This is a genomic window from uncultured Microbacterium sp. (genome assembly GCF_963528945.1).
Classification (GTDB): domain Bacteria; phylum Actinomycetota; class Actinomycetes; order Actinomycetales; family Microbacteriaceae; genus Microbacterium.
Genome location: NZ_CAURWX010000001.1, coordinates 542,622 through 567,931, shown reverse-complemented (window position 1 = coordinate 567,931; position 25,310 = coordinate 542,622). Strand labels below are relative to the sequence as shown.

23 protein-coding genes are annotated in these 25,310 nt (G+C 66.7%); 6 read left to right on the top strand and 17 right to left on the bottom strand.

The window, feature by feature from the left end; all coding sequences use genetic code 11:
- Window positions 1–65: 65 nt before the first annotated feature.
- Window positions 66–1,481, top strand: coding sequence for an O-antigen ligase family protein (locus RWS82_RS02510; protein ID WP_314646542.1), 1,416 nt, complete (start codon window positions 66–68; stop codon window positions 1,479–1,481).
- Window positions 1,478–2,776: an O-antigen ligase family protein gene (locus RWS82_RS02505; RefSeq protein WP_314646539.1), complete on the top strand. Its 1,299-nt coding sequence runs from the start codon at window positions 1,478–1,480 to the stop codon at window positions 2,774–2,776. The genes RWS82_RS02510 and RWS82_RS02505 overlap by 4 nt, the downstream gene beginning before the upstream one ends.
- Window positions 2,777–2,779: 3 nt before the next feature.
- Here the strand turns inward: RWS82_RS02505 and galE are convergent, their stop codons facing one another.
- Complete coding sequence (galE, locus tag RWS82_RS02500) at window positions 2,780–3,769, bottom strand: UDP-glucose 4-epimerase GalE (protein ID WP_314646537.1); 990 nt, start codon at window positions 3,767–3,769, stop codon at window positions 2,780–2,782.
- A gap of 146 nt (window positions 3,770–3,915) precedes the next feature.
- Between galE and RWS82_RS02495 the strand changes: the two genes are divergently transcribed.
- Window positions 3,916–4,875, top strand: a complete 960-nt coding sequence (locus RWS82_RS02495) for a glycosyltransferase family 2 protein (protein ID WP_314646534.1) — start codon at window positions 3,916–3,918, stop codon at window positions 4,873–4,875.
- A 1-nt stretch (window position 4,876) separates the two neighbouring features.
- Window positions 4,877–5,482 carry a hypothetical protein gene (locus tag RWS82_RS02490; RefSeq protein WP_314646532.1) on the top strand — a complete coding sequence of 202 codons (606 nt, stop codon included), beginning with the start codon at window positions 4,877–4,879 and terminating at the stop codon, window positions 5,480–5,482.
- A gap of 46 nt (window positions 5,483–5,528) precedes the next feature.
- Here the strand turns inward: RWS82_RS02490 and RWS82_RS02485 are convergent, their stop codons facing one another.
- From RWS82_RS02485 to RWS82_RS02460, 6 genes are read right to left on the bottom strand one after another with little or no spacing between them, the layout of a single operon-like run.
- Window positions 5,529–6,263 (bottom strand): ABC transporter ATP-binding protein, encoded by a 735-nt coding sequence (locus RWS82_RS02485; protein ID WP_314646529.1) that lies wholly within the window; start codon window positions 6,261–6,263, stop codon window positions 5,529–5,531.
- Entirely contained in the window at window positions 6,263–7,057 is a 795-nt protein-coding gene (locus RWS82_RS02480; protein ID WP_314646528.1) for an ABC transporter permease, read from the bottom strand. Before RWS82_RS02480 ends, RWS82_RS02485 begins: the two co-directional genes overlap by 1 nt.
- A 10-nt stretch (window positions 7,058–7,067) precedes the next feature.
- A complete protein-coding gene (gene glf / locus RWS82_RS02475; RefSeq protein ID WP_314646527.1) occupies window positions 7,068–8,240 on the bottom strand; it encodes a UDP-galactopyranose mutase in 1,173 nt (390 codons plus the stop codon).
- Window positions 8,200–9,204: a Gfo/Idh/MocA family oxidoreductase gene (locus tag RWS82_RS02470; protein ID WP_314646524.1), complete on the bottom strand. Its 1,005-nt coding sequence runs from the start codon at window positions 9,202–9,204 to the stop codon at window positions 8,200–8,202. The genes glf and RWS82_RS02470 overlap by 41 nt, the downstream gene beginning before the upstream one ends.
- Window positions 9,204–10,301: a DegT/DnrJ/EryC1/StrS family aminotransferase gene (locus tag RWS82_RS02465; protein WP_314646522.1), complete on the bottom strand. Its 1,098-nt coding sequence runs from the start codon at window positions 10,299–10,301 to the stop codon at window positions 9,204–9,206. Before RWS82_RS02465 ends, RWS82_RS02470 begins: the two co-directional genes overlap by 1 nt.
- Window positions 10,298–10,984 carry an acyltransferase gene (locus RWS82_RS02460; protein WP_314646519.1) on the bottom strand — a complete coding sequence of 229 codons (687 nt, stop codon included), beginning with the start codon at window positions 10,982–10,984 and terminating at the stop codon, window positions 10,298–10,300. The genes RWS82_RS02465 and RWS82_RS02460 overlap by 4 nt, the downstream gene beginning before the upstream one ends.
- A 92-nt stretch (window positions 10,985–11,076) precedes the next feature.
- Here RWS82_RS02460 and RWS82_RS02455 point away from each other — a divergent pair, with 92 nt between their 5' ends.
- Window positions 11,077–12,351, top strand: a complete 1,275-nt coding sequence (locus RWS82_RS02455) for an oligosaccharide flippase family protein (protein ID WP_314646516.1) — start codon at window positions 11,077–11,079, stop codon at window positions 12,349–12,351.
- A gap of 99 nt (window positions 12,352–12,450) precedes the next feature.
- Here the strand turns inward: RWS82_RS02455 and RWS82_RS02450 are convergent, their stop codons facing one another.
- Together RWS82_RS02450 and RWS82_RS02445 are read right to left on the bottom strand one after the other, a co-directional pair.
- On the bottom strand, window positions 12,451–13,542 hold the full coding sequence (locus RWS82_RS02450) for a UDP-N-acetylglucosamine 2-epimerase (RefSeq protein WP_314646514.1): 1,092 nt from the start codon (window positions 13,540–13,542) through the stop codon (window positions 12,451–12,453).
- A complete protein-coding gene (locus RWS82_RS02445) occupies window positions 13,539–14,618 on the bottom strand; it encodes a glycosyltransferase family 2 protein (protein ID WP_314646511.1) in 1,080 nt (359 codons plus the stop codon). Before RWS82_RS02445 ends, RWS82_RS02450 begins: the two co-directional genes overlap by 4 nt.
- 177 nt (window positions 14,619–14,795) lie before the next feature.
- Here RWS82_RS02445 and RWS82_RS02440 point away from each other — a divergent pair, with 177 nt between their 5' ends.
- The gene (locus tag RWS82_RS02440; protein WP_314646508.1) at window positions 14,796–16,256 is read left to right on the top strand and encodes a DUF2142 domain-containing protein; all 1,461 of its coding nucleotides are present in this window, start codon (window positions 14,796–14,798) and stop codon (window positions 16,254–16,256) included.
- A gap of 13 nt (window positions 16,257–16,269) precedes the next feature.
- Here the strand turns inward: RWS82_RS02440 and RWS82_RS02435 are convergent, their stop codons facing one another.
- The 8 genes from RWS82_RS02435 to rfbA form a co-directional block, all read right to left on the bottom strand.
- Window positions 16,270–16,638 carry a DUF2304 domain-containing protein gene (locus RWS82_RS02435; RefSeq protein ID WP_314646506.1) on the bottom strand — a complete coding sequence of 123 codons (369 nt, stop codon included), beginning with the start codon at window positions 16,636–16,638 and terminating at the stop codon, window positions 16,270–16,272.
- Window positions 16,635–17,348, bottom strand: a complete 714-nt coding sequence (locus RWS82_RS02430; RefSeq protein WP_314648158.1) for a glycosyltransferase family 2 protein — start codon at window positions 17,346–17,348, stop codon at window positions 16,635–16,637. Before RWS82_RS02430 ends, RWS82_RS02435 begins: the two co-directional genes overlap by 4 nt.
- Window positions 17,349–17,387: 39 nt before the next feature.
- Window positions 17,388–18,401 (bottom strand): glycosyltransferase, encoded by a 1,014-nt coding sequence (locus tag RWS82_RS02425; RefSeq protein ID WP_314646504.1) that lies wholly within the window; start codon window positions 18,399–18,401, stop codon window positions 17,388–17,390.
- Entirely contained in the window at window positions 18,398–19,603 is a 1,206-nt protein-coding gene (locus RWS82_RS02420) for an ABC transporter ATP-binding protein (RefSeq protein WP_314646501.1), read from the bottom strand. Before RWS82_RS02420 ends, RWS82_RS02425 begins: the two co-directional genes overlap by 4 nt.
- A gap of 2 nt (window positions 19,604–19,605) precedes the next feature.
- The gene (locus tag RWS82_RS02415) at window positions 19,606–20,385 is read right to left on the bottom strand and encodes an ABC transporter permease (RefSeq protein WP_314646499.1); all 780 of its coding nucleotides are present in this window, start codon (window positions 20,383–20,385) and stop codon (window positions 19,606–19,608) included.
- Between the two features lie 140 nt (window positions 20,386–20,525).
- A complete protein-coding gene (locus tag RWS82_RS02410; RefSeq protein WP_314646497.1) occupies window positions 20,526–22,487 on the bottom strand; it encodes a rhamnan synthesis F family protein in 1,962 nt (653 codons plus the stop codon).
- Window positions 22,487–24,337: a rhamnan synthesis F family protein gene (locus RWS82_RS02405; RefSeq protein ID WP_314646494.1), complete on the bottom strand. Its 1,851-nt coding sequence runs from the start codon at window positions 24,335–24,337 to the stop codon at window positions 22,487–22,489. The genes RWS82_RS02410 and RWS82_RS02405 overlap by 1 nt, the downstream gene beginning before the upstream one ends.
- Before the next feature lie 72 nt (window positions 24,338–24,409).
- Window positions 24,410–25,282 (bottom strand): glucose-1-phosphate thymidylyltransferase RfbA, encoded by an 873-nt coding sequence (gene rfbA, locus RWS82_RS02400; RefSeq protein ID WP_314646492.1) that lies wholly within the window; start codon window positions 25,280–25,282, stop codon window positions 24,410–24,412.
- Window positions 25,283–25,310 lie beyond the last annotated feature (28 nt).

Genomic DNA, 25,310 nt, shown 5'->3' with positions numbered 1-25,310 from the left:
CCCAGCGTAGAGCCGGGCGACGGCGCTCAGCGACGCGCGGGGCCGCGCGCGGTAGCCTGATCGCGATGGCCCAGTACACCAAGCATCCGGCAGCGCCCGCGCCGACCGCCCCCGAGCGCGAGTCGACGGGCCATCTGCTGTTGCGCGGCTACGTCATCGTGATCATCTTCGCGACGTTCTCGCACAGCGCGATCTACAACCTGGTCGGGCGCACCGGAGCCGCCACCGTGCTCGTCGTGCTCACCCTGTCGACTCTCGCGATCGGCGTGCCCCTCCTCGTGCGCAACCGCCCTCAGCCCTTCCGCTGGCGGCGCCTGCCGTGGAGCGCCGTGGCGTACACCGCGCTCGCGCTGGTGTCGGTCGCGTGGTCGCAGTGGCGCGTGCCGACGATCGTCACCGGCCTGCTGCTCGCCGCTGTCACCGTGAACGGGCTCTTCATCGCCCACGTCCTGACCTGGCGGGAGATCGTCCGCGCCCTCTCGTCGGCGTTCAAGTGGATCCTGGGGCTCTCGCTCGCCCTGGAGCTATGGGTCTCCCTGGTGGTGCACGGGCCCCTGCTGCCGAATTTCTTCGAGCGCCCGGACGGCGAGATCGACCCGCAGTGGTACTGGGTGCGCGACAACCTGCTCGACGGCGGACGCATCCAGGGCATCGTCGGCAACGCGAACGTGCTCGCGATCATCTCCTTGTTCGCGCTCATCACCTTCGGAGTGCTGTTCGCCGCACGAGCGCGCTGGCGTACGACGCTCGCGCTGTGGATGCTGCTCGCCGCCTACTTCCTCTTCCGCACCGCATCGGCCACCGCTCTCGTCTGCGCCGCGATCGCCGCGCTGGTGCTCATCACGGCCCTCGCCATGCGGCGCGCCCGCACGCCGAACGCGCGCACCCGGGTCTACGTCGTGGCGATCGGCGGGTCCGCCGCGGCGGTCGCCGCCGCCTGGCTGCTGCGCGAGCCGCTGCTCGGCCTCCTCGGACGCAGCGCCGACCTGACCGGTCGCTCCGACAAGATCTGGAGCCAGGTCCTCGAGCGGGCCGTGCAGCATCCGATCGCCGGCAACGGCTTCTCGAGTCCGTGGGACGTCGGGGATCCCGCATTCGCGGGGTGGATCGAAGACCACGGCATCTCCGTCTTCCATGCCCACAACATGTGGCTCGACGTGTTCCTTCAGCTCGGCATCATCGGAGTGCTCCTCATGGCACTCGCCTACGCCGGGCTCCTCTGGAGGTCGTGGTTCTTCGCGGTCGACCGTCCCCGTTGGGACCTCGATGCCGATCGCGACTACTCGCCTCTCACGCTGCTGCCGAGCCTCTTCACCATCGTCCTCCTCGTGCAAGGGCTCTCGGAGTCGACGCCGATCATGCTGTGGGGCTGGCTGCTGCTGGTCGTGCTCACCTTCAAGATCAAGTCCGTCCCGCTGGTCGGGGTGGGAGAACGCGAGCAGGTCATCGAGCGCGGCACGGCTCCCCGGCGGGTCCCGTGACCGCAGCACACCCGCTGACCCGTCTGCTCGGTTCCGTCGAGATGGCACGGGCGTTCACCCTCGCGGTCCTGCTCGCCGCGCTCGGATCGTTCGCCCTCGAGCGTCTGACGTCAACCGTGACGCTCGCCACCGTCGTGATCGTGCTCTGCGCCCTCGGCGCCGCCATCCTGTGGGTACGGCGGGACGAGCTCTCGCCGCTCCGCCTCGCGCCCTTCTCGCTGTACGCGTTCCTCTCGTGGGCCCTGCTCAGCCTCATCTGGACGACCGACAAGACCGAGACGCTCCTGGGATGGTTCGCGTTGTTCGGCTACGCCTTCCTCGCGCTCGTCGTCGGCCATGTGCGCGACACCCTGCAGACCGTCCGCGCTCTCGGCGATGCCCTCCGCGTGCTGCTCTCCCTCTCCCTCCTGTTCGAGATCGTGTCGGGCATCCTGCTGGACGTGCCGTTCACCGCGCTGGCCATCGAGGGACGCATCGCGGAGGGGGGGCCGATCCAGGGCCTGTTCGGTAGCCGCAACATGCTCGGCTTCGTGGCCGTGATCGCCCTCATCACGTTCGTGATCGAGTGGCGCACCCAGTCGGTGACGCGCGCCGTGGCGGTCCCGTCGATCGCCCTCGGCGCGCTGCTCGCCTTCCTCTCGGCATCCCCCACCGTCGTCGTCCTCGCGGCCGCCGTCGGCATCGTGACCGCCGCCCTCACGATCGTGCGCCACGCCGCGCCTGCCCGTCGCGGAGTCGTGCAATGGACGCTGAGCGTGCTGGTCGCGGTCTCGCTGGTGATCGCCTTCGTGCTGCGCCACCGGATCATCGCCTGGCTCGACGCCGGGTCTGACTTCTCGATCCGGGCGACCCTGTGGAACGAGATCCTGGACTTCGTCGCGCTGAAGCCGATCGAGGGCTGGGGGTGGTTCGGCCCATGGGCGCGCGGAGAATACCCGTTCACCTACATCAACTTCCTGCTCGACGATCGGCACCAGAGCGCGCTGAACGCGTTCTTCGACGTGCTCCTCCAGCTCGGCTCGGCAGGACTGGCCCTGTTCCTCGTGCTCGGCGGGGTGGCCGTGGTGCGGTCGTGGCTGGTCGCGAGCGTGCGGCGGTCGGTGGTCTACGCCTGGACACCGATCGTCTTGATCACGCTCGCCGTCGACTCGATGTTCGAGAGCTTCACCCTGGCCGGGGCCGGGTGGTTCCTGCTCGTGCTCTGCGCGCTCCGGGCCGGACAGTCCCGGTCGTGGCGCGAGAACATCGACGCCACGCACACCGGAACGATCCCGACCCTGCGATCGCAGGGCTGAGTCTCAGAGGACCGACGGGAGCTTCTCGGCCCAGGCGAGGGCGTCGCGCACGCCATCGTCGACCGAACGCTCGGCGCGCCAGCCGAGCAGTTCCTCGGCGTGCTCCACCAGGGCGAAGGCTCCCGCCTGATCGCCGGGACGGCGCGGCGCCTCGACCGTGGGCAGCGACTCTCCCGTCACCCTTTCGAATGCGGCGACGAGCTCCCGCACCGTCACACCCTCCCCCGCGCCGACGTTGATGATCCGGTACGGCGCGCCGCTCGGAGCGATCGTGTCGAACCGCTCGACGGCGGCGACGTGGGCGAGCGCGAGGTCCCAGACGTGGATGTAGTCGCGGATGCCCGAGCCGTCGCGCGTGGGCCAGTCGACGCCCGTGATCGTGAACGGCACACCCTCGGCGCGCGCCTGCATGATCTTGCCGAGCGCGTGGGACGGTCGCGGATTCTGCAGACCGGTGCGCAGCCGCGGGTCCGCGCCGATCGGGTTGAAGTAGCGGAGGGCGATCGCGCGGATGCCCCCGGCAGAGGCCGTGTCGGCAAGGATGCGCTCCACCATCGCCTTCGTCATGGCGTACGGACTCGCCGGGCCGAGGGTGCCCGATTCGTCGACGCCCTCGCCGCTCTCACCGGCGTAGACCGAGGCGGACGAGCTGAACACGATGCGCTCGATGCCGGCCCGGCGCAACCGGTCGACCAGCACGATCGTCTTCCCGACGTTCGTGTCGTAGTACCCCAGGGGGTCGGCGACCGACTCGGGAACGACGATCCGAGCGGCGCAGTGCACCACGGCGTCGATGTCCGGGTGGTCGGCGAGCACGCGATCGAGCACGGCGGCATCGGCGATGTCTCCGACGTAGAGCGGACGCCCCTGGCCGAACGCACGCAGCCCCGTCGACAGGTCGTCGAGCAGCACGGGTTCGTGGCCCGCCTCCTCGCACGCCGTCGCCACGGTCGAGCCGATGTACCCGGCGCCGCCGGTGATCAATACCTTCATCGCCCTGATCCTAGCCGCCGAGCCCCCCGGCTCCAGGTGACGCTCCGGGAACCACAGGCCGCTGAGGGTAGGCTGGCTACTGCTCATCGACTCCCCCGCCTTTCGTGAGGAAGGCGCGCGGCGCCAGAACCTCGGAGACCCCACACGTGACGCACGCCCCCTCCTTCGACCCGCAGACGGCGACGATCGTCATCGTCACGTACAACCGCTCGCACCTGTTGCGCGGGCTGCTCACCAGCATCACGGCGATGGACCCGAAGCCGGGTCACGTGGTCATCATCGACAACGCGTCGTCGGACGACACCACCGAGGTGGTCGACTCGTTCCGCCCGACGATCGGCACCGAGGTCGTCTACCGGCGCCTCGAGACCAACACCGGCGGATCCGGCGGCTTCAGCGAGGGCATGCGCACCGCGTACGAGCTCGGCTCGGAGTGGATCTGGATGATGGATGACGACGTCGAGGTCCTCCCCGACGGCCTCGCCCGGATGGGCGCGTGGGCTCCGCGGTTCAAGAGCATCCAGGGACGCCGCTACGACTACGACGGCAGCGAGTTCTACTGGCAGTACCGCATCGCCGAGCGCATGGGCATCCCCATCCCGTTCGCACCGTCCGGCTTCGATGATTCCGGCTTCAAAGAGATGAACAGCGGATGCTTCGAGGGCATGTTCATCCATCGTTCGATCGTGCAGCGGATCGGCCTGCCCGACCCCCGGTTCTTCATCTACTGGGACGACCAGATGTACGGGTGGCTGGCGTCGCGCCTCACCACGGCTGTCATCGTCGACGAGTTCGTGCTGCGCCGCACGCGCGAGATCAAGCAGTGGGACATGGGCATCCGGCACATGAACGCGTCGAGCAACGCCTACCGCTTCTACATCATGCGCAATCGTGCCTACATCAAGCACTATTATCGCGCCCACGGCGTGTACAACCCGGTGCTCTTCGGACTCGGCACGGCGATGACGTTCGCCAAGGAGCTCATCCGGCTCTTCTTCGTCGAGCGCACGGTGCGCGGCACGAGCAACCTCTTCCGCGGGCTGCGCGAAGGCGGACGCATCGGCCGCGACCGCACCTGGCAGCCCATGGCACCGTTGGAGGCATGAGATGAGTGAACAGCCCGATGTGCGGTGGGCGCCGATGGAGCCGAAGCCGCGTGACCGCCGACGGGTGTGGCTGGTCGTCGCTCTCGTAGCGGCGGCTCTCGTCGTCGCCGGCATCCTGCTGATCGTCTTCCTGCCGCGCGGCGACGCGGCGGAGCCGGGGAGCACGCCCTCACCCTCTGCCTCCTCGTCGAGCGCGCAGCCGGGCTCCTCGCCGTCCCCGTTGCCGAGCGGCGCGCCTTCCGCGAGCCCCGAGCCTTCAACTCCCTCGGCCGAAAGTCCTCCGGTCCCCGAAGCGCCCTCGATCGAGGCGTTCCGCACCCAGGTGAGCGGTTGGCTCACGGACGCGCCGCGCGGGCTCGACATCATCGCCGGCTCGTCCGGGCAGGACGCGTTGCCGGTGCTCGACACGCTGCAGGAAGACGCCCAGCGCCTCTCCGACGCGCAGCCGCCGACGGCCATCGATCCGCAGTGGCGCGACGCGGTCTCCGGATATGCGCAGCGACTGGCGGACCTGCGAACCGCCCTCACCGGCGGCTCGGCGTCCGCCGACGCCGTCGACGCCGCCCGCAGTTCGGTGCAGGAGCTGCGTACGCTCGTGGGTCTCTGATCCGGTCGCGACACCCGCGTGGCGAGTGCCGCGTGCTCGGGCCGTCTCAGTCGTTGTAGTCGGAGTTGTATCGTTCGAGCACGTCGGCGATCGGAGCATCCAGCACGAGCCCGCCCTTGTCGAGGTAGAGGCCTCGCGTGCAGAAACGACGCAGGTCGCGCTCGTTGTGGCTCACGAAGAAGAGGGTGCGACCGTCGGCGAGCAGCTCGTCGATACGCTTGTAGCACTTCTCCCGGAAGGCCTTGTCGCCCACCGCGAGAACCTCGTCGACGAGCAGGATCGGCTCGTCGAGCTGCGAGACGACCGAGAACGCCAGGCGCACCTTCATGCCGTTCGACAGGTGCTTGTAGGGGGTGTCCTCGAAGCCGGCGAGCTCGGCGAAGCCGATGATGTCGTCATAGCGCCGCGACACCTCGTCACGGGACATCCCGTGGAGCCCCGCCGTGAGACGGACATTCTCCCGCACGGTCAGGTCGCCGACGAATCCTCCGGTGATCTCGATCAGCGGAGCGACTCCGCCGTTCACCTCGACGTGTCCCTCGTCCGGCAGCAGCACGCCGGCGACGAGACGGAGCAGGGTCGATTTTCCCTGTCCGTTGCGGCCGACCACGCCGATCGACTCCCCCGGCTCCACGCGGAACGAGACGTCTCGAAGAGCCCAGAACTCGCCGGGACGCGAGCGACGCGAGGCACCCGCGAACAGATCTTTGAAGCTCCTGCTCCCCCGCCGGTTGCGGCGGAAGTGCACGCCGAGGCTCTCGGCGACGATCGCGGGGCCCATCACAGCTCCTTCAACACGGGGCGTTCCATGGCTCGGAACACCCAGACGCCGAGTCCGAGGATCGCGAAGCTCATCAGCACGCTGACGATCAAGGTGAAGGGGTTCCACTGATCCGGGAAGAACGGCATCCGGTAGAGCATGAAGATGCCCGCCAGCGGGTTGAAAGCGCCGAGCGTCTGGAACATGCCCGGCAGGTCCGTGACGTTGTAGATGATGGGGGTCGCGTAGAACATCGCGCGCAGGATCAGGGCCGTCGTGCGCTCGAGGTCGACGAACATCACGCAGAGCGGGGCCACCAGAAGCCCGAGACCGACGAGCAGCACGGTCTGCAGCACCATGGCGACCGGCATCCAGAGCAGACCCCACCCGACCTCGGTGCCCGGAGCGAAGACGACGAACAGCACGAGCACGGGAAGGGAGAAGAGGTATTCGATGCCCTTGCTCAGCACGATCCTGTTGACCCAGATGGTGCGCGGGATCGATGTCGACCGAACGAGGCGCGCATCCTTCTTGAACGCCCGCGTGAAGTCGGACACCGACGAGTTGAACCACACCCACGGCAGCAGGGCGCTGATGAGGAAGACGATGTACGGCTCTTCCCCGACGTCGCGGTGGAAGATCTGGGTGAACACGAACCAGTAGATCCCGCTCATGACGAGCGGATCCAGGACCGACCAGAGGTAGCCGAGGAAGCTCGTCGAGTACCGGACCTTGAGGTCGCGCGCCGACAGCAGCCAGAGCGAATGCAGATATCGCCGGGGCGTCCCCGGCGCCCCGACAGCAGCGTGACTCACGATGACGAGTCTACGAGAGCTGGTTGTTCCACATGGACAGCGCCGAGCCGATCGCCATGTGCATGTCGAGATACTGGTAGGTTCCGAGCCGTCCGCCGAAGTGCACGTCGCGTTCGCCCCTCGTGAGCTCGCGGTACGACAGCAGGCCCTCGCGGTCGGTCGGCGTGTTGACCGGGTAGTACGGTTCGTCGTCCCGATCGGCGAAGCGGGAGAACTCGCGCATGATCACCGTCTTGTCCGCCTCGTACACGTCTCTGCGCTCGGGGTGGAAGTGCTTGAACTCGTGGATGCGCGTGTACGGGACGTCCATGTCGGGATAGTTCATGACGCTCGTGCCCTGGAAGTCCTGCACCGGGAGCACCTCCCGCTCGAAGTCGAGCGTCCGCCAGCTCAGGGCACCCTCGGAATAGTCGAAGTAACGGTCGACCGGCCCGGTGTAGACGATCGGCAGCTGCCCGACGGTCGCGCGCCTGTTGAGCGGCTGAGACTCGTCGAAGAAGTCGACCTCCAGCTGCACCTCGATGTTCGGGTGGTCGGCCATCCGCTCCAACCAGGCGGTGTAGCCGTCGGTGGGCAGCCCCTCCCAGGTGTCATTGAAGTAGCGGTTGTCGTAGGTGTAGCGCACCGGAAGACGGCTGATGATGTCACCCGACAGGTTCTGCGGATCGGTCTGCCACTGCTTGGCGGTGTAATCGCGGAAGAACGCCTCGAAGAGCGGGCGGCCGACGAGCGCGATGCCCTTCTCCTCGAAGTTCTTCGCCGTCTTCGCATCGAACTCGCCGGCCTGCTCGCGGACGAGCGCGCGCGCCTGGTCCGGCGTGTAGGCGGAATGGAAGAACTGGTTGATCGTGCCGAGATTCACGGGCATCGGGAAGACCGTGCCCTGGTGCGTCGTGTAGACGCGGTGCACGTAGTTCGTGAACGACGTGAATCGGTTGACGTACTCCCACACCGTGGGGTTCGATGTGTGGAAGAGGTGCGCTCCATAGCGGTGCACCTCGATGCCGGTCTCGGGGTCGACCTCGCTGTAGGCGTTGCCGCCGATGTGCGACCGACGATCGATCACGGTGACCTTGCGCCCGGCCTCCGCCGCGCGCTCCGCGATGGTCAGGCCGAAGAAACCCGAGCCGACGACGAGGAGATCAGCTGTCTGCGCGCCCAATGCCCACCAGCTTCCCGCCATCACGCGCGGACTCGAGCGCGGACTCCACCACCTCGAGGGTGTGCACTGCCTCGCCCATGGTGGAGAGCTCGCTGGGTCTGCCGAGGACCGCGTCGCGGAAGGCCTCGAGCTCAGCGCGAAGCGGCTCTCGCTTGGCGAACGCGAAGCGAGTGATGTCGCCCTCCGACACCCCGCGGAACGATGACACCGACTCCCATTCCAGGGGCTCGGTGCCGTTCGCGTGGAAGGTCAGATCGCCGGTGGCGGTATCGGCGACGAAGGTTCCGCGCTCACCGGTCACCATCGTGACCCGCTCCTTCATGGGGCTGAGCCAGTTGATGAGGTGATTGGTGACGATCCCGTTGCCGAGTCGACCGGTCATCGCGATCATGTCCTCGTGCTCGCGTCCGCTCTTGAAGGCCGTCTGAGCACTGATCGACGAGTACAGCGACTGGGCGACCCAGGCCGTCAGATCGATGTCGTGGGTACCGAGGTCCTTCGCCACGCCGACATCGCCGATACGTGCAGGGAAGGTGCTCTGCCGACGGGTCGCGATCTGGTAGACGGAGCCGGCGTCTCCCGCGGCCAGCCGAGCGCGAAGCTGCTGCAACGCGGGGTTGAAGCGCTCGACGTGCCCGACCGCGCCGACGAGGCCACGGGCCTCGAACCGCTCGCTGACGCGATGTCCCGAGACGCTATCGTCCGCGATGGGCTTCTCGACGAGGGTGTGGACGTCCGCGTCGGCGAGAGCCAGCGCCGCTTCGGCGTGGAACCGCGTCGGGATAGCGACGACGGCGATGTCGATGCCGGCTGCGATGAGCTGGTGCACATCTCCCAGAAGGGGGACGCCCCCCGCGACGCGGTACGGATCCCCTCCGGGATCGGCGATCGCGACCAACTCGACGCCCTCGATGTCGCGCAGAATGCGGGCGTGGTGGCGCCCCATCGATCCGACTCCGAGCAGCCCGGCGCGCAATGCCGCCATCAGCTGCCTGCTCCGGCGAGCGCGTTCACCGCGGTGACGATGCGGTCGAGGTCGGCCTCGGACAGGGACGGATGCACCGGCAGGGAGACGGCCTCCTGAGCCGCGCGCTCGGTCTCGGGCAGATCCAACCCCGGGGCGAAGTGCTGCAACGAGGGCAGCCGGTGGTTCGGGATCGGGTAGTAGACCCCGCTTCCGATGGAGTGCTCCTCTTTCAAAGCGCGGACGAAGCCGTCGCGGTCATCCTGCACCCGGATGGTGTACTGGTGGTACACGTGGCGTGCGCCCTCGGCGACGGGCGGGATCGCGACGCCGTCGAGGTGCGCGTCGAGGTAGGCGGCGTTCGTGCGGCGGGTCTCCGTCCAGGCGTCGACCTTCCCGAGCTGCACCCGTCCGATCGCGGCATGGATGTCGGTCATGCGGGCGTTGTACCCGATGACCTCGTTCTCGTACTGCCGCTCCATGCCCTGGTTGCGCAGCAGGCGAACCCGGCGGGCGGTCTCCTCGGTCGAGGTGACGACCATCCCGCCCTCACCGCTCGTCATGTTCTTGGTCGGGTAGAGCGAGAACATCGCCATCGATCCGAACGTCCCGACGGGGCGACCGCCGAGCGCCGCGCCGTGAGCCTGCGCGGCATCCTCGTACAGCGCCAAGCCATGCTTCGCCGCGATGGCCCCGAGCTCCGCCATGCGCGCGGGGTGGCCGTACAGGTGGACGGGGAGGATCCCGCGGGTGTTCGGCGACACCGCGGCCTCGACGGCCGCGGGGTCGAGCGTGAAGGTCTCGGGCTCGATATCGGCGAAGACCGGCGTAGCGCCGGTCAGCGCGACGGCGTTGGCGGTCGCCGCGAAGGTGAAGGACGGCACGATGACCTCATCCCCGGGTCCGACGCCTGCGGCCAGCAGTCCGAGATGCAGACCCGACGTCCCGGAGTTGACCGCGACCACCGGCAGGCCGTCGACGAAATGGTCGGCGAACTCCTTCTCGAAGGCCGCCACCTCCGGCCCCTGGGCCACCATGCCGCTGAGCAGCACGCGGTCGACGGCTGCACGCTCGTCGTCTCCGATCAGCGGCTTCGCCGCCGGGATGAATTCGGTCATCGTTCCTCCAATGCGAGAGAGCCTTCTGCTTCGCGATAGCGATCGCCTGTGGTCGAGCACACCCAGAGGCCCGGTTCTTCCTCGGTCAGCGGCACACCTGCTCTGCCGACCCATCCGATCCGCCGGGCGGGGACGCCTGCGACGAGTGCATAGTCGGGAACGTCCTTCACGACGACCGCACCGGCCGCGACCGTGGCCCACGCTCCGATCCGGACGGGCGCGACGCAGGTCGCGCGTGCTCCGATCGACGCGCCGTCACCGATCCGAACTCCGACGGGTTCCCAGTCGTGCGCAGACTTGAGCGTGCCGTCTGGATTGATCGCGCGGGGGTACGTGTCGTTGGTGAGCACGACCGCCGGACCGATGAAGACCCCCGCGCCGAGGACGGCCGGTTCGTACACCAGCGCGTAGTTCTGGACTTTGCAGGCGTCGCCCATGCGCACGCCGCTGCCGATGTATGCGCCGCGGCCGACGATGCAGTTCTCACCGAGGACCGCGTCCTCGCGGACCTGCGCCAGATGCCAGACGGAGCTCCCCCTTCCGATGCGGGCAGCTTCGGAGACGTCGGCACTCGGCGCGATGCGCGCGGCGGCGGACGGCGCACCCTCGGAATCGTGGGGAGTAGTCACAACGAAGAAGCTTACCCTCCCCGGTATCCGGAGCCTGATAGCGCCGCCGGACATCCGGGCTGTGTACAGACCCCCCGGGTATCATGGGCGCGACACTCGGCACCACGCCAGACGCGCGGTCCCACCACTGACGTCAGGATGATCGCGTGACTGAGAATGACACGGTGACGGGCGCGAAGCCCGCTCGGACGGGTATCGGCGTGCACGTGCGCTCGCATGGCAAGGCCCTTCTGGCGGTGGGGGTCGCGAGTGTCCTGGGGATCGTGGCGTCGTTCGCCTTCCAGTTGATCAGCGCTCGTTTCCTCTCCCCCGCCGACTTCGGCCTGCTCGCGGCGTTCTTCGTCATCGTGAACGTTGCTGCCATCGGCAGCGCCTCGCTGCAGAGCAGCGTCACCGTGCAGACGGCGTCGGCCCTCACCGCAGCACCGAGCGGTCAGCGCCGTCGGTGGCCGGTCGACGCCGTCCTGCTCGGCGTGGGCGGTGCGCTCGTCGTCGCGGCCCTCTCACCGTGGCTCGCGTCGTCGCTCTCCACCACTCCCCTGGTCATCCTCGCAGCGGCCGCGACGATCCCGCTCAGCTTCGTGTTCGCCGACGCCATGGGCCTTCTGCAGGGTTCGGGGCAGGTGGCGCGCGCGGTGTGGTGGTCGACGTTCTCCCAGATCGCTCGGGTGGCGTTCGCCGTGCTCGCCATCGCGGTCGGAACCGGCCTCGGCGGAATCGTGGGCGCCGTGCTCGCTGCCCTCCTCGTCGCTGTCGTGGGCGGGATGTGGACAGCACGCCGTGTGCCCCGTCCGGTGGACGGAGTCTTCAGTCGTGCCGGCATCACGATCGTCGTGCTCACGGTGGCCTTCGCGTGGTTGACGAGCTCTGACGTCATCTTCCTTCGCGCAGGGGCCCCGGAAGATCTGGCCGGCATGTACGCCTCCGTCACGGTTCTGGTGAAGACCGGCTTCCTCCTACCGTCCACGTTGTCCCTCTACCTGCTCCCCCGATTCGTCAAGCATCGGGACAACCCCGACCTTTCACGGATCGGGGTGCTGGCGACACTCGGACTGTCTGTGGCGACGAGCATCGTCATGGTGCTGGTCTTCCTCGTGCTCGGCCCGTGGATCGTCGCGCTGATCTACCCCGAGGCGTATGCTCCGGCGGCCGACCTGCTCGTCCCCACCGCGCTCGCCTACATGCCCTGGATCGCGGCGCAGGGCATGATGATCAAGATGACGAGCTCCGCCTCGCCCGCGGCCGCGGTCCTGCTCCTCGTCGCCTCTGCGGCGCAGTGGGTGGCCTTCTCGCTGACGATCCCGGATCTCGGCGCGATGCTCACCTCGTACGCCATCATCGGCGTGGTCGTGCTCGCTACGTTCTTCGCGATCGATATCCGGAACGCCCGGCGGCTGCGAAGCGTGGTCGCACCGCTGTAAGAAGTCGTCCAACGTCGTTCCCAGCTCGCGCAGCGGAGAACGTGGAGCGATCTCGCCTTCGGGTGACCCCGCGCCTCACCGGACGACGTGACCGTGCGGTCAGGCGCTCGTCGACGGAGCGGGGTGGGCGAGACCTCGAGAGATCAGATCGTCGACGATGATGTCGGAGGGCGATGCGCCCGGATCGACATCGTGTACGCGGTAGTCCTGAGCGTGAGCGAGGAAATCCGCTACGACCTCCTGATCCCAGCCGGAGAGCACCGCACTGGTTCCGATGCCTTCGCGACTCTCTGAGACCTTTCGGTGCACCAGCGTCGGGATACCGAAGACCGCCGCCTCCTGTTGGATGCCGCCCGAATCAGTGACCACGAAACTCGCAGCGCGGAGCGCCGCGACGAACTGGCTGTGCTCGAGCTTCGGCATGACCTGGAATTTCGTCAAGCCCAGGTCGGAGATGGTCTGCTCGATCGCATCGCGGGAGTACGCGTCCACGATCAGCCGCAGCCCCAGCGGGCTGTGGTGATCCAACGTCTTCAGCGTCTCCGTGACGAGGGCGGAGTTGGAGATGAACTCGAAGCGGTGCAGCAGCACGAGGCCGTAGGGCTGGGTGTCCGCGTCGGTGTCCTTCGCAGCGTCGCGGACGGCATCCTTCGCCGTGTTGCCGTGCGTGAGCACCACGTTCCGCTGCGATGCGAGGTTCTGCGCCGCTTCCTCGGTCGGGACGTAATGGATATGTGCGAACTTCCCGACGATACGCCGGTCGAGTTCCTCCGGGAATGGGTGTCGCCAGTTCCCGGAGCGCAGCCCGGCTTCGATGTGCGCGACCGGGACCTTCAGACGACGACCGATGAAGGTGCCGAGGACGGTCGTCATGGTGTCGCCGTGAACGACGACGACGGAACCGGCCGGTAGCGACTTACGAATGCGGCGGATGTTCCGCAGCGACCACCGCGCCACGTCGAACATCCACCCCACCATCTGCACCGGCGACTTCAGGGGCTTGCCGCGGAAGCCGTCGGCGATGACCTCCGCAGGCGGCGGGAATCCGAGTTCGGGCATTGCCTTTCGCAGCGACTCGGTGTGCTGCTGGGTCACCCAGTGCTGCACCTCGATGCCCTTGCGGTCCAGCCGCCGCGCCACGGGAGCGAGCTTGATGGCCTCGGCCGTCGTTCCGTAGATGAAGATGATCATGAGTGCGCCTTTCGGGCCGGGGGGCCGGCGGTGCGAGTTCTGTCGAAGAAAGCGGACCGGTGGATGACGATGCCGCGAACGAGACCGCTCCAGAACGGCACCAGGAAGATGGGGACGTACGCGAGGTACGCGAGCACCGCTCGACGGGGGCAACGGTTCAGCGCCGCCGGAATCGTCGGAGCGGCGAGGAGAATGAGCGCTACGGCGATGAGCCCGATCGCCAGGACTCCCCATCCAGCCACGATCAGCCACACCACGGCCGCGAGGGCGACGATGGGCGCGAGCGCAGCGATGATGAGAATCAGCGAGCGCAGTGGCGAGGTGCCGGCGTAGCTGTCGACGAACAGGGTGCCCCGATCGAAGGAGTGACGGACGAACCCGGAGACCGTGGTCCGCGGACGGTACGTGGCTGAGAAGCCCGGGTCGAGACGGATGCCGCCGTTCTCCGCGATCCATCGAAGGATCTTCGTGTCGTCGGAGATGAGCCGCGCGTCTCCCTCGGGCCAGGCCTGCAGGAACGCCTGGCGCAGAGTATCGCGACGGGCGAGGAACGCGCCGGTGCCCTTCGGCGCGCTGTCGAAGGTGTCGGCCGTCAGGTCGTATGGGCGTGGGTCGCGCAGGTACCGGCCCCAGAAGACGAAGGTGGGCACTTCCCAGAAGCGGCCCACGAGGGGCGAAGTCGGGTCGGTATGGACGTGCCCGTTCCATCCGGCGGGGCGCGGGTCCGCCGCCACGGCGCTCAGGAGATACCGCAGCGAGTCCGGCGCCACGACGACGCGGGAGTCGAGAAGGAGCACGAGGTCGGACGACGCCGCCTCGAGACCCGCCCAGCGAGCGAGGAAGCGGCCGCCGTTCTCTTGCGGCAACACTCGGAGTTCGCCCGGAAACGTCTCGGACAGCTCGTTGATCACGACATCCGAGCCGTCGGTACTGCCGTCGTCGACGACGATCACCTCGACATCCGCGGCCGCTTCGCGCACCGCCGTGGCGAGAGCATCGAGGGTCGAGGGGAGCCACGGCGCAGAGTTGTACGAGGGGATGACGACGCTCAGCGTGCGCGCCTTCGACGTGGTCATCTCGGGGGCTCCACTGACGCACCGTTCAACGAATCCGGCGAGCGTTCAGGACACCGCTGAGCGCGCGGATAGGATGACACTCGGTGAAGACGCACCCAGCCAGAATACCTGCGACACCAGCGCCGCCGAAATGAGCCGGCCGCGTGGTCGTGGCCCACACCGAGGAGTTTTCCCCCGATGACCCGCCGGACACGACAGATCGTCGCCGCCGTGATGGCGCCCCTTGCCCTGTTGCTCGCTCTCCTGGCCTGGGGCGTGTCCTCGCCCCCGGGCTCGAGCCCGGACGAGGATTACCACATGGGCAGCATCTGGTGTGCGAACGGACCCGCTGCCGACCGCTGCGAGACGACGGCAGATGCGACGACTCGTGAACTCCCCGGCGATGTGGTGAAGGCCGCGTCATGCTTCGCTTTCCACGGCGGACAGGCCGCCTCGTGCCCTCTCGACGAACACGCCATGGAGCCATCCACTCGCGGCAACTGGCTCGACAACGGCTACCCGCCGGTGTTCTATGCGGTGATGAGCGCCTTCGTCAGCTCGGACATGTCGGTCTCCATCATTCTGATGCGCTCGCTGAACGCCCTCCTCTTCGTCGGCATGCTCGTCGCCCTCTTCTTCTTGCTGCCGCTTCGGTCGCGCCACCTCGTCCTCTGGGGCGCGCTCGTTGCGATCGTGCCCCTCGGTGCCTTCCTCATTCCCAGCGTCAACCCGAGCTCGTGGTCCATCATCCAGGCCAGCGGCCTCTGGCTTGCGACGTGGGGGTTCTTCCTGCAGAGCGGCAAGAAGAAGGTAGGCCTGGCCGCGCTCGCGGTGTTGCTCATGGTCATGGGGGCGGGCGCGAGAAGCGATTCCGCAGCCTACGGGGTGCTGGCTGTCGCCGTGGCCGTCGTGCTCGGATTCCGGCGCGATCGTCGCTTCCTTCTGGAACTGCTTCTTCCTGTGGCCCTTGTGATCATCGCGGCATCGCTTTTCTTGACGAGTGGCCAGTCGGGAGTCCTCACAGCGGAGACCGAACGCACGCAGAGCATCTATTCCCTGCTTGTGGCCAACATCCAGCTGCTGCCGCAGCTCTGGGTCGGGGCTCTCGGCACCTGGGGCTTGGGCTGGTTCGACACCCCCATGCCCCCGCTCGTCTGGGTCACGTCCGTCGTGGTAGTCGGGGCCGTCGTGTTCTGGGGCTTGAAGGCAGGTTCGCCGCGGAAGGGACTCGCGCTCATCGGTGTCGCCGCAGGACTCGTTGCCGTGCCGCTTTACATCCTCGTCCGCGAAGGAGTCACTGTCGGAACCGGCGTACAGCCGCGATACGTCTATCCGATGATGGTGATGTTCGTCGGGATCGCTCTCGTCGGGCTGCGAAGCGCGACCCTCGGAATGAGCCGGCTGCAGCTTGCGGTGCTCGTGGCCTCGCTCGGAATCGCGAACAGCATGGCGCTGCACATCAATTTGCGGCGATACATCACGGGTCTCGACGACCCGGGGATGAATCTTGACCGCGATGTCGAGTGGTGGTGGAACACACCCATCTCGCCCATGACCGTATGGATCGCGGGCTCGGTGGCGTTCACTCTCGCCATCGCCCTGCTCGCCGCGCTCGCATGGACGAACCGGGAGCGAGCACTCGCGCCCGCGAGCGTCTGACGAGAATCGAGAATCAGCGCACGTCGGGATCGATCGTTCCGCGACCGGGCTTCAAGCTCTCGACCTCCGCCCGGAGGATCGCAACCTCTTCGGCCACTCGACGCGTCTCCTCCTCGGCTGTCGAGATCTCCCACGATTGGTGCAGAGTCACGCCAACCAGAAGAGCGATGGCTCCGATGAAGAGAAGGTTCGCGGGAACCTGCACGCCGATCGCATCTGAGAGCCAGACGAGCAGCCCCGGGAACACGGTGAGGACCAGCATCGCGACGCCGATGATGAGCCACAGCACAGCGTATTTCTCGCGCAGGCGCTGCGTCAGCAGCATCCAGACGATCATCGCCAACACGAGCAGAGCGAACGCGATACCGAGGAAGACGATCATGCGGATGCCTTTCGTCGCCCCCGCAGCAAAGCGAGGCCGAGGGCGAAAACGGAGCGGAACAGATAGATCGTCGAGCCGAGAGCGCCCTGAGAAGGGCGTCCGTGCACACGCGGGCGCATGGCTACGGGCACCTGCGTGACGGTCAGACCGGCGTGCGCCCCAGCGACGAGGGAATCGATCGTGTCGCCGAGGTACTCGGCCGGGTAGTAGCGCACGTACTGGGCGATGGCGCGCGCGTTCGCCGCTCGGAAACCACTGGTGACGTCAGTGAGTTTCGCTCCTGTGACGCGGGAGACGACCGAAGCGAGAAAGACCATCGCCCACCGGCGGGGGCCGCGGACGGAGTAGTCGCCGACGTCGGCGAAGCGGGCACCGATCGAGATGTCCGCGCGATCGAGCCCGTGCAGTACCTCTGCGATGTTCGCGGGGTTGTGCTGACCGTCGGCGTCGACCTGAATGGCCCGGGCATAGCCGTGGCGCTGAGCATAGGTGTAGCCCGTCTTCATCGCACCTCCCACGCCAAGGTTGAACGGGAGTGGAAGGACGATGGCGCCGGCGCTGCGGGCAACGGCGGCAGTGGCATCGGTCGATCCGTCGTCGACGACGACGACATCGTAACGATCGTCGGCTTGGAGAATTTCCTCGACAGTGTTGCCGACGTTCTGCTCCTCGTTCCATGCGGGGACGATCACCAGCACGCGTTCAGTCATTCTTGCCACGATTAGTCATCCTAATAGCGCACCTGCACGTCACCGACGACGGTGCACGGTGCGGTTGTAAACCTGCATCTCGAGCATCCGCTGCCAGAACAAGGCCTTGCAGATCATCCGTTGGCGGAACGACAGCCGCGAGAGGCGCTCGCTCACGATGCTCTCGTCGGCCTCGAATATCTCGCGTTCCTCGAGCGTGGTCACACTTCGGCGCTCCACGTCGATCGCTTTCAGACCGAGGTACGCGCGCGCGGGCGTGATTCCCATGCTCATCGCGAGATCGAACGACCGCGCATGCGCGGAGACGATGTCGGAGTAGTAGCTCGTCGACTTGAGCGCGTGCGAAACGCTGTCGCCCCGCTGCAGCCAGAGGTAGAGTCCGTCGCTGCACGAGACGACCTTGGACATGCGGCGGTACAGCGGCATGGCAACCGCCACGTCCTGCGCGTATCTCCCCGGCGGGAACCGCAGCCCGTCGAACAGCGCGGCGCGATACAGCTTCCCCCAGTTCGCTTCGCTGAAGTAGCGCAGCTCCATTCGGAGCAGCCGTCGCACCGCGACGGCGAAGACGAGCTGATACGCCCGAGGCGCGTTACGAAAAACCTCGAACCGGCCGAACGGATCATCGCGATGCTTGCGCAGCTCGGCCTGCCCGCGGCTGGCTCCGACGTTGCGCCAGCGGCAGCAGCTCATGTCAGCGCCGGTTCGGAGAAGCAGATCGACCAGCCGCTCCAGCATCCGCGGCAGCATGAGGTCGTCGTTATCGCAGAAGGTGATGAGCTCACCAGCGGCGACGTCGAGCCCGGCGTTCTGCGCGACGGCGATGCCGGCGTTCTTCTGGTGCAGCACGCGCACGCGCTGGTCCTCGGCGGCGAGGCGGTCGAGGAGCTCCCCCGATCCGTCGGTGGAGCCGTCGTCGACGACGATGACCTCGACGTTCTCGTAGGTCTGAGCCAGGACCGAGCGCACGCACGGTTCGAGGTGTCTCCCCGCGTTGTAGACCGGAATGATGACGGAGACCAACGGCCTCTCGCCAGAAACGGCGGGCCTCATGCGATGCGCACGTTGGTCGCCACGGGACCCACCGAGACGACGTCACCCAGCACGGTGAACTCCGCCGCGTTCATCAGTCCGTGCGAGGTGGGTTCGCTGATACCGGAAGCGTTGACGTTCACGGTGTAGGTACCCGGGCTCAGCCCATCGGTGGTGAAGGTAATGTTCACCGTTCGCGACGCGTGGAGCGGGTCCAGAGTGATCCCCAACAGATCGGTGTTCGACGCCAGAGCGATTTGGCCCAGCGAGGAGTCCACGCTGAACCCGATCGCCCAACGCTCGATGGGTCTGATCATCTCGACATCGATGATCAGACTGACCTCGTCCCCCGAGCGGATTTCGTCGGTCCGACTGTTCGCCTCGTTCGTGATCTCGACGGATCGGATCTCGAGCGCGCGGGAGATGGGCTCAGGGCGAGCCTGACCCACCGAGTTGTCTTCGAGCAATTCGCGGAAGCGCTCGATGGCCGTCACCGGAATGCCGTCGTAGACCAGCTTGCCGGTGTCCATCACGACGACTCGATCGCACAGCGACTGGATCTGATCGAGGGCGTGACTGACGATGATGATCGTTCGCCCCTCCGTCTGGAACTCTTTGATCTTGTCGAGGCACTTCTGCTGGAACTGCTCGTCGCCCACGGCGAGGACCTCGTCGACCAGCAGGATATCGGGATCGGTATGCACGGCGATCGCGAACGCGAGCCGCACGTACATCCCCGACGAATAGAACTTCACCTGGGTGTCGATGAACTCGCCGACCCCGGAGAACTCGAGGATCGCGTCGAACTGGGACTCGACCTCTTCCCGACTCAGTCCAAGCACCGAGCCGTTCAGGAAGACGTTCTCGCGCCCCGTGAGATCCGGGTGGAACCCGGCTCCGAGCTCGAGGAGGGCAGCTACCCGTCCGCGCTGCTCGACACTGCCGGACGTGGGCTGAATGATGCCGCCCAGGACCTTGAGGAGCGTGCTCTTGCCGGACCCGTTATGTCCGATGAGACCGATCGTCGTGCCGGCACTGATACCGAGGCTGACGTCGCTCAAGCCCCAGAAGTCCTGCCGGTGCTGTCTCCCCGCACGCCCGAGCGTCACGACGCGCTCCTTCAGCGAGGAGTCCTTGCGAACGGTGAACCGCTTGGAGACGTGAGAGACACGGATGACCTCGGGCGCCGGGACATCGAACGCCCGGGAATTCTTTACGGGCATGCTCACAGCTCCTGCGCGAAATTGCCCTGCAGACGCAGGAAGACTCGGTGGCTCACGAAGAGGAGGACGACACCGATGAGGAGCGCGATGAGCATCCGCACCATCAGACCTCCGGGCCATTCGACGGCGTCCCCGGCGAGCCAGAAGGTGCGCTGGAAACCCAGGACGGCGAGCGTGAGCGGATTGTTGGTATACAGCTCGATCACCCAAGGGGTGTTGACCAGCTGCTTCACCATCTGCCAGGCGTAGACCACCGGCGATGCCCAGAACAGGAGCATCGTGATGACGTCGATCAAATACTGAGTGTCGCGCAGGTAGACATTGATCGCCCCGCAGAGGAGCGCCAGAGCCAACCCGTAAACGACGATGATGGCGAGGGCCGGGAGGAAGTAGATCGCGCCGAAATGGATCGGGGGTTTCCCGATGGCGATGGTGGCCGCGAGCAGAACTACCAGCTGAACGCCGAAGTTGAAGAGCGCCGCCCCCGTGCTCGCGAGAGGAAAGACCTCGCGAGGAACGTACACCTTCTTGACCAGACCCGCATTCGCGAGGATCGAACCGGTGCCCCCGACGAGAATCTCCTGGAACAGTCCCATCGCCGTCAATCCGGCGAAGACGTAGATCGCGAAGTCCGGGATACCACGCGCCGCGCCGAGGAAGTGCCCGAGCACGACGAAGTAAATGCCCAGCTGCATCAGCGGCCGCGCGAGCACCCACAGGAAGCCGAGAGCGGAGTCCTTGTATCGCGCCTTCAGATCGCGCTTGACCAACAGCGAGAGCATCTCCCGATGGTCGACGAGTTCCCGCAACGGCCCGAGGAACCCCGCGGTCGCGCCCCTCCCCACCGCGCCGATGCTCCGCATGGGGAGCGAAGAGAGACGAGAGAATCTCTCGCTCGCTGCCGAAGCAGATGCTTCTGTCATTACGTCCTTGCTCCCTTGTAGCCCCGCTGGATCCTCCGCAGCACCCTCGCGGGCGTCAGGCGACCCAACCGCCGACGCCAGGGGGCGATCCGCGCGAACACCGCTCGAAGTCGAGGCTCGAGTTCGGGTCGGTTCATGCGCGCGTACATGTACGCGAAAGCCTCGAGTCCGCCATCACCGAAGTCCCCAGCGGCACGCATTCGTTCGATCTGCTGCATCGTCGTGTCCATCATCGTGCTGGACATCTGATCGAGATTGTATTCCAGCGCCGTGTGACTGCGGGCCAGGTAGTCCGGTGTCGCGATCGTGCGGGTGTGGAACCCGAGCTCTCCCGCGGCGTACGACGGCATCCGCTCCAGCACATGAGCAAGGCCGCCGTCCTTGTACTGGTCGGCACCGCCGAAGTCGTCGTAGTCCCATTCCGCGTCGACCAGAAGTCGAAGCGCCTGAGGTCGAGCGAAGTACATCGAGCCGAAGGGCGCGAGGGGTGAGAGCTCATCGACCGGTACACGGATGCCCAGTTCGGCGGCGACCTCGATGAACCGAGCGCGGTTGTCCCACCAGGCGTGCCCCATCGTTCCGTAGCCGATGTGCACCATCGGCGGGTAGGCCAGCCCCAGACCGGGCTCTTTCTGGAACAACGCGACGATGTTGGCTACGTGGCCCTCGCTGTGCAACAGGTTGTCGAGTTGCTGCCGCGCAAAGAGCCGACCCGGGTTGAACGCGTCCTGCGGCGTCTTCTTCGAGTGGACCTTAACGACGAGGTCGTAGTTTCCGTGAAGCAGTTCATCGCGGCATGCGATGAGAAAGGCGCTCTGATCACGACCATGGTTCGAGGCAACCACACGCACGTCCACGGCGCCCCGCTTCTCCCTGCCCGCCAGCACCGTGCGGATGGCGTCTGCTCGCTCCTGATCGGCCGTCGTGATGGTGAGGTCGAAAGAGCCCGGGAGGCGCTCGAGTCCGTCGAGCATGCTCGTCGCGAGCTCGGGGTAGTAGATATGGGCGATGGCCAGCGTGCGAAGCGGGTCGCTCGGGTCGTAGGACCTGTCCGTTTCGGAGATGACGTCGAGCAGCGCCGCGTCTGCATTCAGGGTCCGCGGTTCTACGTTGCGGGCGAGATCCTGCATCAGGATCCGCATCGGGTACCCGTAGCGCGCCGCTGCCTCCAGCGTCCAACGCCCGATGACCGCAAGTCGATCGAGGTAGGGCGGCCACTGGAAGAACGGCCGCCGCTTCAACGTCGGGCATCCGGCATCGAGCAGGTGCTCCGCGTAGAGCACGGCATGGTTCTCGATCTTGTCTGTGATCGTCGGGAACGCGACCTCGCCGACGAACCCGAAGGAGGTGAACCGTTCGGTGAAGACCGCTTCGTGCTTCGTGACGGCATCGGAGTAGCTGTTCATGACCGGCAACTGCGCCCAGTAATCGATCCACTCCGTACTGGCTACGAGTTCTTTTCGTGCCACCAACCAGTACGACTGCAGGTGGTACGCCAGGTAGCCCGTCTGCGTGAACGGGTTGGGCTCGACCCGCATGTGGTCGGTCATCCCCCAGAAGTGCAGCTCCTGGCGATCCATACGCTCGAAGACCGGGCCGAACGGTCGGACGGGTCCGAACCAGGTGTCGTTCGCGAGAATGACCTCGTCGAATTCCGCGACCGCGGCGCCGACGTGGTCGAGACCGTGCTTATACCCCCAGATGTCGAACCCGATGTTCTCCCGCTCGAGAACCTCGTCGGCAACCGCCTCGAGCGCGGTACGGCCCGTCGGCGTGAGAGGACCGTTGGAAACGACGAGAATCTGGTCGCAGAACTCCCGCAGCGCAGTCAATGCATACGGGATGTAGTCCTCGACCTCCCCGCGGCGGTCGTACACGACGTAGATCAGAAGGCGACGACCGCCCTCGGGGAAGCGCGCAGCCGCCCGCGTCGGGAACGTCGTGAGTTCAGCAGTTCTCATCAGGATCTCCCCCTGTACTCACGAACTCTTTCGCGCGCGGCGCCAAGAGCCTGACGCGCGAGCTTGGAGACATGGATGGCGACACGCGCACCGCGGTACGCCGGGTCGACGATGGCGGCGAGAACCGGGTGGTTTCGAGTGAGGTACATCCGGGACAGACCGAAAATCCCCCGACCGCTCATCCGACCGGCACTCTGAACCAGGGTGATCGCCTCGACGGGATATCCGCTGGTCGTCGAGAACAACTGGTCGACCTTGAAATCCAGGGCCGTGTGGCTGATCGCCGCATGCTCCGGCGTCAGAACGGTCTGCGTGTAGTAGCCGGCGGCCGCGGCAGTGTGGGCGATCAACCGCTCCTGCAGGCGACCGAGACCCTTGACGGATCCGCTCGACCCGAAGTCGCGATACGACGGACGGTCCTGGGCGATCGGAGCCATGGCCTCGGGGCGGCAGATCCACATCCCGCCATAAGGAGCGAGAGGCGAGACCTTCTCGAGGGGGACGTTCACCCCGATGGCCCGCGCGTAGCGCGAGGCGGCCGCCGCGTTGCGCTTACCGGCCCACCCCGACCCGAGGATCGAATACCCGATGTGCATGGTGGGCGGGAACACGACACCGAGATGCGGCTTGCGGACGAATTCCGAGAGCACATTGCGAACGTACTCGGGCGTGCCGAGAAGATTCTCCGTCTGGTAACGCGTGAAGTATCGCACCACGTTGAGCGTCTTGTTCGGATGCTTGCGGGCGTGCACCTTGACGAGGAGATCGTATTCCCGCTCCAGGAGGAGGTCGTGGCAACCCGCGAAGAAGTCGGCGATGTCGCGTCCCCTCCGAGAGGGGGTGACCCGCACGTCCAACTTGCCGTGTCCAAGGCGGCGGGACTCCACGAAGCGCTCGATCCGCGCAGCCTTGCGACCGTCGGTGGTGGTGATGATCAGATCGAAACCTGCGGGAAGATTCATGAGCTTGTCGCAGAGCTGTTCGAATGCGGGGAGGTCGCGGGCATAGACCACGGCGGCGACGCGAAGTGCCTCGACGTCGGTGTCACCTCGTGTGCTGCGCGTGGGCAGGATCTCGAGCAGACCGGCGTTGGCATTCAGCGTCCGCGGGGGCACGCTGCGCGCCAGCGACGCCAGTGCAGCGTCGCGGTCGAGTCCGGCTTCCTCGGCGACGTCGAGAAGGTCTCGTCCGATAACGCCGTGCCGATCCAGATAGGGGGGATACCAGCCGAAGACGCCGCGGTCGACGAAGGGGTACCCGTCCTGGATCAGGAGGTCTCCGACGTGCGCCGGTGCGTTCGGGACGGGATAGCGCGATGCGGGGAACGCGAACTCGATCCGCTGCCCTGCAGCGACCAACCGTCGAGCGATCAGCCGCTCGTGCTCCGCTGGACGCGGCAGGTGGGGCTGTGCATCCCAGAACGATCGCCATGCCGCGCTCTCGAAGAGAGACCGTCGCGCGACGAACCACGCCCATGGCATCGGACGTAGCGGATGCTCCTGATCATCGAAGGACTGGTCCAGCTCCCCCACGATCTCCGCCGCCTGCCACCCGTCACCCGGAACGGAGTCCATGCGTTCGAGCATGGCGTCGAAAGTGGGGAGAGGGCCGAACCAGCCGTCGCCGGTGAGCACGATCTCGTCGATTTCGCGGTGCTGCGGGGCAACCGCCTCCAGGGCGATCCGGTAGTTCTCCGGCGAGAAGCGATCGGTGTGCACCGGAACGACCTGCGCCTCGACGTTCGCGAGGTGCGCTTCGACGTCGGCCGTCACCCCGGTCGGCACGGTCACGACTACCCGCGTGGCGTGGCCGGCGAGGGCCGTTATCGCCGAGATGGCCGTATCCTCCATCGCGGGCGAATCTCCGGTGAGCGCAAAAATCACAACCCGGCGAGGCGCCGATAGAACGCCGCTATTCGCCACTCAGCGCCTCCCGTGCTGGAGCGCCTTGAGCAGGTACTCCCCGTACCCGCTCTTCCGCAGAGGCTCGGCGAGCGCGCGGAGCTCGTCGTCGGAGAGGAACCCCATGCGCCAGGCCACCTCTTCCGGGCACCCGATGGACAGGCCCTGGCGCTTCTCGACGGTGCGGATGAAGTCGGTCGCCTCGGCGAGCGAATCGAACGTTCCGGTGTCGAGCCAGGCGGTTCCTCGAGTCAGCAGCTGCACCTTGAGCTTGCCGCGGTCGAGGTACTCGCGATTGACGTCGGTGATCTCCAGCTCGCCGCGCGGCGACGGCTTGAGGGCCTTGGCGATCTCGATGACGTCGTTGTCGTAGAAGTAGAGACCGGGGACGGCGTAGTTGCTCTTGGGCTGGGCGGGCTTCTCCTCGAGGGAGACGACCTTGCCGGCCTGGTCGAACTCGACGACGCCGTAGGCGGTCGCGTCATCGACCCAGTAACCGAAGACGACGCCGCCGTCGAGGTCGGTGTACTGACGCAACTGCGTGCCCATCCCCTGGCCGTAGAAGATGTTGTCGCCGAGCACGAGGGCGGCGGAGTCGGACCCGATGTGGTCCTCGCCGAGAATGAACGCCTGGGCGAGACCATCGGGAGAAGGCTGGGTCTTGTAGGTGATCGAGACCCCGAAGCGCGACCCGTCGCCGAGCAGCCGCTGGAACGACTCGGCGTCGTGCGGCGTCGTGATCATCAGGATGTCGCGGATGCCGGCGAGGATCAGCGTCGACAACGGGTAGTAGATCATCGGCTTGTCGTACACCGGGACCAGCTGCTTCGAGACGCCGAGAGTGATCGGGTGCAGCCGGGAGCCTGTGCCGCCGGCGAGAATGATGCCACGCATGCCTACCAGTCTCCCTGATCGCGCGCAC